Here is a 10551-nt window from a genome sequence, read left to right on the forward strand (position 1 = left end):
CATGCGCCCCATATGTTGATTAGTCAACATGATTCCCGTTGCATTTGTCCGCCCGCTTTGGCAGCGGTAGGTCGATGACTTTGCCACGTACCTGGGATCTGTTTGGCGGCACCCATTTGCCGCATCGCCTGCTGCTGCTTGCTCGCATGATGGATCGCGCCACGATGCAGCAATTGCAGGAAAATTTCGCGCTCACTCTGGCCGAATGGCGGGTGCTGGCCTTCATCTGCTCGGTGGGCCCGGCCAGCGCGGCCGACATAGGCGGGGCCTTCGACTCAGACCGGGCCGAGGTCAGCCGTGCCGTTAAACGCCTGGTCGAGGCCGGGCTGATCGAGCGCAACAGCAACGAGCACAATCGCAAACGCCAGATCATTTCGGTCCTGCCTGAGGGGCAAGCGCTGTTTGAACGCGCGCGCAAGATGCGGGGCGACTATTTCGCCGCCATCCTCCAGGACATCACGGAGGCAGAGCGCGACCTCCTTAACGAGGCGCTGAGCAAGATCGCCCTGCGCGTGACTGAACAGCGCAATTCAAAGCCCAATTCTTGCTGAACCGGAATCAGCCCATTAAACGCGACTAACGGCAAGTTGATCGCCGAATGGCGCAAACCACCCGGCGATCCTCCATTACAGCTTCAGCGAGAGCGTCACGCGGCCCGCATGGTCCACGCCCCGTTCGCCCAACACACCGTGATAGCCCACATCAAGCACAACGCCCTTCGCGCCCGCCCAGTTCAGCCCCAGATCAAAGGCAGCCGCATTGCGCGACAGATCCGCGCCGCTCACAGCAAAGCTCTGTCCGCCCGCCACAAAGCCCAGCGTGGTTCGCCCCTGCGATGCCCCATAGCGATGCTGCCATGCCACACGCCCCTGCGCCGAAAGGCCTCCGGCAACCGGCGTGGCAAGACTTGCGCCCAGTTCGGTCATTTCCGACCAACGGGTGCGGGCCTCGCCCTGCAACGCCGCCGCGCCGCCCTGCTCGGCAAAACCGTCTGTGGACAGGCGATAGACCCGGCCCGCAACGAAAGGCGTTACCACCCCGCCTCCCAGCGCCACCGGCATCAACCGTTCGCCACCGTCAGGCCATGGCCCCGGTACTGCCGATAATGGCCGTGCCGCCCGCCGTGCCACGATATTCAGGCCGATTGCCGAATTGCTCATGATCGAGTTGGCCAAGCTGTGCGCGGTGTCGTCGATGTTGACCGTGGCGCCGATGCCGTTGGTGGGGCAATTGGCCCTGGCGAACGGATCAATGCGGCTGGGCCTGCTCGGCCGCCGCGCCGCCAAGCAAAAGCGCGCCCAGAGTCTGTTCGTGCGAGGCATAGCCGCCATAGAGGACAGGGAGCATGATGGTTTTAGCCAGATCGCTCCTGCCCTCGCGCACCAGTTCCTCTGCCAGATAGAGGCGCGGTGCGGGAGCGGCGGGGTTGATCCGTGTCACTTTGACCATGCCGATCAGCGCCTGCTGGGGCGGTGCTTCCCCTGCCTTGGCAAAGCTGCGGAAATAGGCGATCTGGGGGATTGCCGCCCCATGGTCGGCAGGCGCAGCGCTCAACAGGATCTGCCGCGCGGAGGCCAGATCGCCCGTGCGCTTGTCCGCCGGTTCGTTGATGGCCTTGTCGGCCAAAGCCATTCCTTTCCAAGCCAGAGCAAGCATATTGTCGGGCGATCGGGCCAGCACCGCCTCGGCCTGTTGAAGGCACAGGTCGTCATGACCATCGCGGCATTCCGCCTCGGCCATCAGCATATGGGCTTCGGCGGCATCCCCGGCCTGGGCCAGACTGGTGCGCAAGCCGTGGAGCCAGTTCTCTCGGCGCGCAGCATTATCATCCTCAATCCGCGCATCCATTTGCAGGCGCGGCCCGATCAACGCCACTTGTGCGGGCGAAAGGTTGGTGACGATGGGGTCCTGCCCCGGGTCCTTGCCCTTGTCGGACCGGGCATAGAGGATCGAGGATTCCAGATAGACGTTGAATTCATGCTGAAGCTGGCGCAGATCGCCCAGTTCCTCGGCGGCCTGCGCCATGGGCGTGCCATGGGCGATGGCCGACATATATTTGGAAAAGCTGCGCTGGCGCGCCGGTTTCAGGCCCGAATAGAGGAAGAAATGCGCCGTCAGCCATGCGTGATAGGGCGTCCACACCATCCGCCGATAGCCCGGTTCCAGATAGCGGCCTGTGACAACATCACCAATCCTGACCGTTCCATAGGCGCGCAGCACGTGCTTGTAGTATAGCGGCGGCGCGGCATAATCGACCGCGCCATCGCCGCGCATCGTCACGGTTGAAAACAGCGCCCCCACGCCATCGAGATACCAGCGCGGATAGGCAGACGGGATATGCGTCAGGATGAAATGCTGAGCGACGCCCGAATAGAGCGCCGCCGCCCATGGCCGCGGAACCGGTTCACGATTTATACGGTTGGCATCAAGGCAATCCTGATCGTTCTCCATCGCATTGTCGCAATCGCGCTCGCGCGCTTCGGGCGTGTTGAGCTCAACGATCTGATCGGCCCGCGCCACGGCCAGAACCGCGCCATCCGCACGCGGATCGTAATAGCGCTGATCGCTCAGGCCCGCTCCATAAGGCCCTTCGGCCGAGCGCGCATTGACCAGCCCCAAATCCTTGAAAAAGCTCCGCTTGCCAAACAGGGTCACGGTCAGCTTGCCCACTTCGTCATGGGCCTGATCGATGTGATACAGCCGGGTCAACAGATGTTGCAGCTTTTCCAGATTGATGGCGGTTCGCCGTAAGTCCGCCTCGCCGCCATCGCTCAGCACGACGAAATGGTCGGTTTCGGCCCGGTTCCATTTGCCCGGCGGGGTTGTCGCGCCATTGACCAGAATATCGCTCGCCGGATGGTTCGCCACCTGCGCCATGGCTGGCATGCAGAGCGACAGAGAGGCAAGCGTGGCAAGGATCGGATGGCGCCGCAAAATATCGTTTCCCCAGTGGTTTGAAGGGCTATTCCAGCATCAGAAAGCAAATCAGTCTAGGCCCGCAATGTGACCTCCTTATTATAGGCCACCGCCACGAATGTTAGTTTGCGCATTGCGCGCCACAGTGGTTAAACGCCCCCATGAAAATGCGTGATCTGGAAACAAGGACCGGCGTTCACCGCGAGACGATACGTGTCTATCTGCGCCACGGCCTCATTCCCGAACCCGACCGCCCACACCGCAATGTTGCCGATTACAGCGAGAAACATGTCAGCGCGATCATCACGATCCGGCAGTTGCAGCAGGAAAGCAGGCTGACCCTGGCCCAGATCGGCGCGCTGATGGACGGCAATGGCGCGCAAGCTACGGTCGGCGCCAGCGCGCTGGACAAGTTGGAGCAACTGGTCGCGCATCGTTCGGGCGCGGACGGGCCGCCGGTCTCCATCGCCTCGCTGCTCGACCATTATCCCCATGCTGAGGAGGACGCGCGCACGCTGGCGCGGATCGGTATTCTGGCCATCATCGAGACCGAGCAAGGCGACATGCTCTCGCTTTCCAGCGCGCAGATCGTGCGGATCTGGGGCGAGATGCGCAAGGCCGGGTTTGATGGCAATCTTGACTATACGCCCGATATTCTCGGCTTTTATATCGAAGCCGCCGATTTTGTCGGTCGCTGGGAGGCCACCACTTTCCTGCAACGCATCGCCGGCCGCATCGGTGTCGACGAAGCAGCCGGCATGGTCGAAAAGGCGCTGCCGCTGATGCTCGACTTTTTCGGACTGCTGCGCCAGCAGGCGTTCTTTCGCCATTTCGATGCGATCCGCAGCTCCCCTCCCGCAAAGGAATGAAGCGGCGGATCGCCGCGCTTCATTCCGCCGTTGTCAGCACCACTTTCACGCATTGCCCGGCATGTTGATCGGCAATGGCCTGATTGATCTGCCCCAACGGATAGGTGGTGACCAGTCGATCAAAGGGAAAGCGTCCCTCGCGATAGAGGTCAATCAGATAGGGTAGGAACGTCTGAGGATCGGCATCCCCCTCGGTGGCACCGCAAACCGAAATCCCGCGCGAGAGCATATCGACAATGTTGAGCGAGATCGCATCATCGAGCCTGCGCGGCACGCCCACCAGCGCCAGCCTGCCGCGCGTGGCCAGACAGGCCACCCCGGCCTGAATTGCGGCCACCACGCCCGAACTGTCAAACACGCAGGTGACGCCCTGCGGGATGATCCGGCGCAATTGCTCGGCCATATCGCCCGCGCCAACGTCGATAGTATCGCTGGCGCCCAGTTCCAGCCCCATGGCGCGGCGCGATGCAACCGGATCGGCCAGCACGATGCGCTCCACCCCGCGCACGCGGGCGGCCATAATCGCGCTTAGCCCCACCGGCCCGCCGCCGATCACCAGCAAGGTCTCGCCCGGCTGCATATCCAGCGCGTGAAACACCGTCCCTGCCCCGGTCATGATCCCGCAGCCCAGCGGCCCCAGAATTTCGAGCGGAACATCCTTGCCCACCTTCACGACATTATGCGCGGCGGCCACCGCATGGCTGGCAAAGGATGATTGCCCGAAGAAATGGCTGCTGACCTTGCCTGCCTCGTCATGCAGACAGCCGGTGCCATCAGGTCGGCAACCGCCGAAATTGAGCGGCCCGAAATGCTCGCAATAGGCCGGATGACCGGCCGTGCATTGCGCGCATTGGCGGCAGGCGGCAAAGCCAAGAATGACATGATCGCCCGGAGCCAGATGCGTCACCTGCGCGCCCACGGCCTCCACCACGCCCGCGCCTTCATGGCCCAGCACCGCCGGCAAGGGGGCCGACAAAACCTGATCGCGCACGACCAGATCGGTGTGGCACAATCCCGCGCCGACAATACGCACCAGCACTTCGTCAGGCGCAATCTCATCCATGGTCAGGGTCTCGATCGTGAACGGGCCACCGGCCGTCCGCACCACCGCAGCGGTTATCTTCATCGGCATCCTCCTATTCATTTTCATATGGGTCATTCAATTCCCGGTGCGATTCACACCTCCGGATGGACCTTAGCCGCCGGAAAGTCGGGCTTTTGGAGCCGCCCCCGCCGCTTTGGTCCGACCTTTTAATAGAATTGACGAGTGAACCTGTCCAGTATTACGTATATGACATACGCAAAATTCAAAACAACGCGTTGAGAGGACCACCATGACCACCACGCTTGAAACCGCCGTGCGCCCGGTAATTCCCCATGACATTGCGCGGATCGTGATTTCGCCCAAATCCTATACCAATGACGATGTGATCTATCCCGCGCTCGCGTGGCTGCGCGAGAATATGCCGCTGGGCGTGGCCGAGGTCGAAGGCTATGATCCGATCTGGATCGTCACCAAACATGCCGATATTCGCTCGGTCGAAGTCAACGCCAAGCTATTCCACAATGCCGATCACAACCCGATCCTCAATGATCGCGCCTCGGATGAATTCATGCGGCAGATCAACGGCGGTTCGCTGCGCCTGATCTCCTCGCTGACCTATATGGACCCGCCCGAGCATGCCGCCTATCGCTCGCTGACCGCCAGTTGGTTCATGCCCAACCGGGTCAGCAAGCTGGAGGACCAGATCCGCGTGCTGGCTCGCCAAAGCGTCGAGAAATTGCTGAGTTTTGAGGGCGAATGCGATTTCGTGCGCGATTTCGCACTTTTCTATCCGCTGCGGGTCATCATGGGCCTATTTGGCGTGCCGCCCGAGGATGAACCGCGGATGCTCAAGCTGACGCAGGAGTTCTTCGGCGTTCACGATCCTGAGGAACAGCGCCCCGAAATGGTTGCCGACCCGGTGGCCGCCGCCAAGATGTGGGCCGCTACGCTGGAGGAATTCTACGAATATTTCGACGCTCTGAGCGCCCAGCGCCGCGCCAATCCCACCGATGACCTGCTCTCGCTGATCGCCAATTCGCAGGTCAATGGCGCCACGATCCCGCGCAACGAGGCCAATGGCTATTATGTTGCCATCGCCACGGCCGGGCATGACACGACCTCATCCTCCACAGCGGGCGGGCTGCATGGTCTGCTGCTCTATCCCGAGAATATTGCAAAGCTGCAGGCGGATCCCTCACTCATCAAAGGTCTGGTCGATGAGGCGATCCGCTGGACCAGCCCGGTCAAACATTTCATGCGCAACGCCACCGAGGATACGCAATTGCGGGGCCAGACCATCCGCGCCATGGACCGGCTGATGATGTGCTATCCTTCGGGCAATCGCGACGAGGAAGTCTTTGCCGAGGCCGCCCGTTTCGACATCACCCGCTCGCCCAATCCGCATATCGCTTTCGGTTTTGGCCCGCATATGTGTCTGGGCCAGCATCTGGCCAAGCTGGAAATGCGCGTCCTGTTCGAGGAACTGCTGCCCCATCTTTCCAGCATCGAACTGGCCGGCGAACCGCGCTTCGTCGAGACCAATTTCGTGGGCGGCTACAAGTCGCTGCCGATCCGCATCAAACGGCGCTGATAGGCAAAGGCGAGGCAGCGCCCCTCGCCGCTGAATTTGCCGGGTGAGGCGGGCCGCCCCGCCCGGCCGAAAAAAGGACCGCATCAAAGGCGGCCACCAAGGGAGAAAGTCATGAAAATCGCTGCCTGTCGGCAGGCTGCCAGCGTGTTTGCGCTGGCCGTCGCCGCCCCCGTCTATGCCCAGAACGCGCCGCATAATGGCGATATCGGCGTTCAGGAAATCATCGTCACCGCGCAAAAGCGCGAAGAGTCGCTCAACACCGTGCCGCTGTCGGTTTCGGCCGCCTCAGGCACGAAGCTGGCCGAACAGGGCGTCACCAATGTCAGCGATCTCGTAAAGGTCGTGCCCGGCTTCAACTTTACAGAAAGCGCCTTTGCCACGCCGGTCTACACTCTGCGCGGCATCGGCTTTTATGACACCAGCCTGGCCGCCAAGCCCACGGTCAGCATTTATCAGGATCAGGTCGCGGCCCCCTTTTCCATCATGACGCGGGGCGCCACGCTGGACCTTGAACGGGTCGAAGTGCTCAAAGGCCCGCAAGGCACGCTGTTCGGATCGAACGCCACGGGCGGGGCCATCAATTATATCGCCGCCAAACCGACTTCGACCTTCAAAGCCGGGCTGGACGCTGGCGTCAACAATTTCGGCGAAGTGAGCGGCGGCGGCTTTCTGAGCGGCCCGATCACCGACACGCTCAAGGCCCGCGTGGCGGTGCGGACGGAACAGGGTGGCGCATGGCAGCGCAGCTATACGCGCAATGACAAATTGGGCGACCGCAATTTCACCTCCGGGCGCATCCTGCTCGACTTCACCCCCAGCGAGCGGCTGCATATCCAGTTCAACGCCAATGGCTTTATCGACAAGAGCGACGGGCAGGCCGCCCAGTTGATCGGCGTTGTGGCGTTAAGCAATCCGGCGCGGCTTGGTCCGCTGGCCACCTATCCCACCGCGCCGCGCAACAATCGCTCGGCCGATTGGACGCCGGAACAGCGCCCGCGCCACGATGACTGGTTCTATCAGCTCTCGCTGCGCGGCGATTATAAGCTGAACGACAGTCTGACGCTGACCTCGATCACCAGTTGGTCGGACTATCACAATGATTCCGACATCGATCCCGACGGCACCTCGCTGCGCGACTATTTCTATAACACCACCGGCAAGATCACCGCGATCTCGCAGGAACTGCGCCTTGCGGGCAAGGTGGACACGCTGTCCTATATTTTGGGCGGCAATTTCTCCAGCGAGAAGACCTATCAGCAGGACGATGCCGGGCCTTACGATCAATCGACCCCGGCCTATAATTTCGTCGATGCCGGGCTTGGCATACCCTTCTCTGTTTACAGCCAGTATGCGCGGCAGAAATACGTCAACAAGGCTGTCTTCGCCAATATTGATTATGATCTGGGCGATAAATTCTCCTTCCACGGCGGCGTTCGCTATACCGACACCAATATTGATTTTGCCGGATGCACCGCCGATCGCGGCTATGCGCTGGGTCTGGGTATCCAAAATCTGGTGAATGCGATCCGGGGCGGCGCGGGCCTTTCGCCCATCACCATCGCGCCCAACAGTTGCGTCACGATCTTTGCCTCCAGCCTGACCGTGGGCGAGGTTCGCAACACGCTCAATGAAGACAATGTCTCGTGGCGCGCAGGGGTGGATTTCAAACCGGGCAAGGGCAAGCTGTTCTATGCCTCGGTCAGCCGCGGCTATAAATCGGGCAGTTTCCCGATGCTGTCGGCCAGCGATTCACATCAGTTCAACCCGGTAACGCAGGAATCGATCACCGCCTATGAACTGGGCACCAAGCTGACCCTGTTCAACCGTCTGGCACAGGTCAATGCGGCAGTCTTTTACTATGATTACGCCGATAAACAGCTCAAAGGCCGCGTGATTGCCAACCCCAACGTCTTTGGCCCGCTCGAAGCTCTGGTCAACGTGCCCCGCTCGCAGGTGAAAGGCGCGGAAATTCAGGTCGATCTGGCGCCCATGCGCGGCCTCAAATTCAGTCTGGGGGCCACCTATCTGGAAACCAAGATCAAGGATCATTTCGTCAATTACGACTCCTACGGCAATCAGGTCGATTTCGACGGCTCCCCCTTCCCCTATACGCCCAAGGTTCAGATCGTTGCCGATGGCCAGTATGACTGGTTGCTTAATGCTCGAACCGGCGCCTTCCTTGGCGGCAATGTCACCTATCAAAGCTCGACGCAGGCCGTGCTGGGCGATCCGTTGCGCACCCCTTCGGCGCAACTCAGCGCCAATGGCGGCCTGTCCATCGGGGCCTATACGCTGGTCGATCTGCGCGCAGGGCTGACCTTTGCCGACAAGCGCTATCGCCTGACCGCCTTCGTGCGCAATCTGGGCAACACCTATTACTGGACCAACGCCACGCGCATTACCGACACCACTGTGCGCTTTGCCGGCCGACCGCAAACCTTCGGGTTGAGCATTTCGGCCCGTTACTGAACGGTTCTCCCCTAGGCCGCGCCCCCCTCGGCGCGGCCACTTTTTTATTGGAGCGATGTCATGGACAGCAACACTCTTCCCCCGCCTGAAATCTCCGTTCGCCTGCCCGAAACCACCATGCTGATCGGCGCCGATCGCGTCTTGGCCCAAAGCGGGCGCTCAATCCCCGTTGAGGACCCCGCCACCGGCCAGATTTTCGCCCATGTGCCCGCCGGCGGCGCGCCAGAGGTGGATCAGGCGGTGCGGGCCGCACGGCGCGCGTTTGAAGGCGCGGCATGGTCGCGCATGCGCCCGCTGGACCGGGCAAGGATCATCGAAACCATCGCCCGCAAGATCGAGGAAAATGCGCAGGAACTGGCGCTGCTGGAAAGCTATGACAATGGCAAGGCGGTGCATCATGCCTTGGCCGTGGACGTTCCGGCGGCGGTCGATATTTTCCGCTATATGGCCGGATGGGCGTCCAAGATCGGCGGGCAGGTCAATTCTTTCTCGGGCGATGGGCGGCAATATCACTCCTATTCCCTGCGTGAACCGATCGGTGTGGTGGGCCAGATCGTGCCGTGGAATTACCCTCTGGCCATGGCGGCATGGAAAGTGGCCACAGCGCTGGCCGCAGGTTGCACCATCGTGCTCAAGCCTTCGGAAGTGACCCCGCTGACGGCGCTGCGCCTTGCCGAACTGGCGCTGGAAGCCGGGCTGCCCGAAGGCGTGCTCAACGTCGTGACCGGCTATGGGCATGAGGCCGGACAGGCGCTGGTCGAACATCCCGGCGTGGACAAGATCGCCTTTACCGGGTCGACCCGCGTGGGCAAACAGATCGTGCAGACCGCCGCGCGCGACCTCAAGCGCGTGACGCTGGAACTGGGCGGCAAATCGCCCTCGCTGATCTTTGCCGATGCCGATCTCGACAAGGCGGCCATCGGGGCCGCGCTGGCGATCTTCTTCAACTCCGGACAAGTGTGTCTGGCCGCCTCGCGCCTCTATGTCGAACGATCGGTCTTTGACCGCGTGGTGGAAGGCGTGGCCAACGCGGCGCGCAGCTTCAAGCTGGGCCATGGGCGAGCGCCCGACACGATGCTGGGCCCGCTTGTCTCGCGCCAGCAGCAGCAGCGCGTGCTGGACTATATCGAACAGGGCCGCCAAAGCGGGGCCGAAGTGATAACAGGCGGCGGCACCGGGCCGGATCGCGGTTATTTCGTCGAACCCACCATTTTCGCCAATCCCGATCCGCAGGCCTCCATCGTGCGCGAGGAAATCTTCGGCCCTGTTCTGGTCGCAACGCCTTTCGACGATCTCGAAGAAGTCGTGCGGGCCGCCAATGACACGCGCTATGGTCTGGCCGCCAATATCTGGACCCGCGATTTGTCGCGCGCGCATCTGACGGCGCAAAAGCTTCAGGCAGGCACGGTCTGGATCAACACCCATGGCGTGAATGACCCTTCGGCCCCCTTTGGCGGGGTCAAGGAATCGGGCTGGGGGCGTGAAGTGGGTGAGGAAGGCGTGTTGGTCTATACCGAGACCAAGACCGTGACGGCGTTGCTGGGGGATTGATGGGGATCGCCCCGCTTTTTGCCTCCGGCGGGCAAAGGGCGGGGGCCCTTTGCAATCCCGATATGGGGGTGGTGGGAGGTTGGCTGGGATGGTGTGGGGTTCGGGGGTGG

At 61.8% G+C, this 10551-nt stretch carries 8 protein-coding genes; 5 read left to right on the plus strand and 3 right to left on the minus strand.

Going from position 1 to position 10551, the window contains the following annotated elements; genetic code table 11:
• Positions 1 to 74 precede the first annotated feature (74 nt).
• A complete protein-coding gene (locus tag GGR38_RS21675) occupies positions 75 to 551 on the plus strand; it encodes a MarR family winged helix-turn-helix transcriptional regulator (protein WP_183628707.1) in 477 nt (158 codons plus the stop codon).
• Between the two features lie 75 nt (positions 552 to 626).
• Here GGR38_RS21675 and GGR38_RS21680 read toward each other — a convergent pair whose 3' ends face one another.
• Both GGR38_RS21680 and GGR38_RS21685 read right to left on the minus strand, forming a co-directional pair.
• A complete protein-coding gene (locus GGR38_RS21680; protein WP_183628709.1) occupies positions 627 to 1286 on the minus strand; it encodes an autotransporter outer membrane beta-barrel domain-containing protein in 660 nt (219 codons plus the stop codon).
• Positions 1249 to 2934: a tetratricopeptide repeat protein gene (locus GGR38_RS21685; protein ID WP_183628711.1), complete on the minus strand. Its 1686-nt coding sequence runs from the start codon at positions 2932 to 2934 to the stop codon at positions 1249 to 1251. The genes GGR38_RS21680 and GGR38_RS21685 overlap by 38 nt, the downstream gene beginning before the upstream one ends.
• Before the next feature lie 143 nt (positions 2935 to 3077).
• On the opposite strand from GGR38_RS21685, the gene GGR38_RS21690 reads away from it, so the two are divergent.
• Positions 3078 to 3785: a MerR family transcriptional regulator gene (locus tag GGR38_RS21690; RefSeq protein WP_246405158.1), complete on the plus strand. Its 708-nt coding sequence runs from the start codon at positions 3078 to 3080 to the stop codon at positions 3783 to 3785.
• A 19-nt stretch (positions 3786 to 3804) separates the two neighbouring features.
• Here GGR38_RS21690 and GGR38_RS21695 read toward each other — a convergent pair whose 3' ends face one another.
• Positions 3805 to 4911, minus strand: coding sequence for an NAD(P)-dependent alcohol dehydrogenase (locus GGR38_RS21695; RefSeq protein ID WP_183628713.1), 1107 nt, complete (start codon positions 4909 to 4911; stop codon positions 3805 to 3807).
• Between the two features lie 208 nt (positions 4912 to 5119).
• Between GGR38_RS21695 and GGR38_RS21700 the strand changes: the two genes are divergently transcribed.
• The 3 genes from GGR38_RS21700 (at position 5120) to GGR38_RS21710 (ending at position 10441) form a co-directional block, all read left to right on the plus strand.
• Positions 5120 to 6421, plus strand: coding sequence for a cytochrome P450 (locus GGR38_RS21700; protein WP_183628715.1), 1302 nt, complete (start codon positions 5120 to 5122; stop codon positions 6419 to 6421).
• A gap of 111 nt (positions 6422 to 6532) precedes the next feature.
• Positions 6533 to 8890: a TonB-dependent receptor gene (locus GGR38_RS21705; protein ID WP_183628717.1), complete on the plus strand. Its 2358-nt coding sequence runs from the start codon at positions 6533 to 6535 to the stop codon at positions 8888 to 8890.
• A 60-nt stretch (positions 8891 to 8950) separates the two neighbouring features.
• A complete protein-coding gene (locus GGR38_RS21710; protein ID WP_221227204.1) occupies positions 8951 to 10441 on the plus strand; it encodes an aldehyde dehydrogenase family protein in 1491 nt (496 codons plus the stop codon).
• Positions 10442 to 10551 lie beyond the last annotated feature (110 nt).

The organism is Novosphingobium sediminicola (assembly GCF_014196525.1).
In the GTDB taxonomy this organism is placed as follows: domain Bacteria; phylum Pseudomonadota; class Alphaproteobacteria; order Sphingomonadales; family Sphingomonadaceae; genus Novosphingobium; species Novosphingobium sediminicola.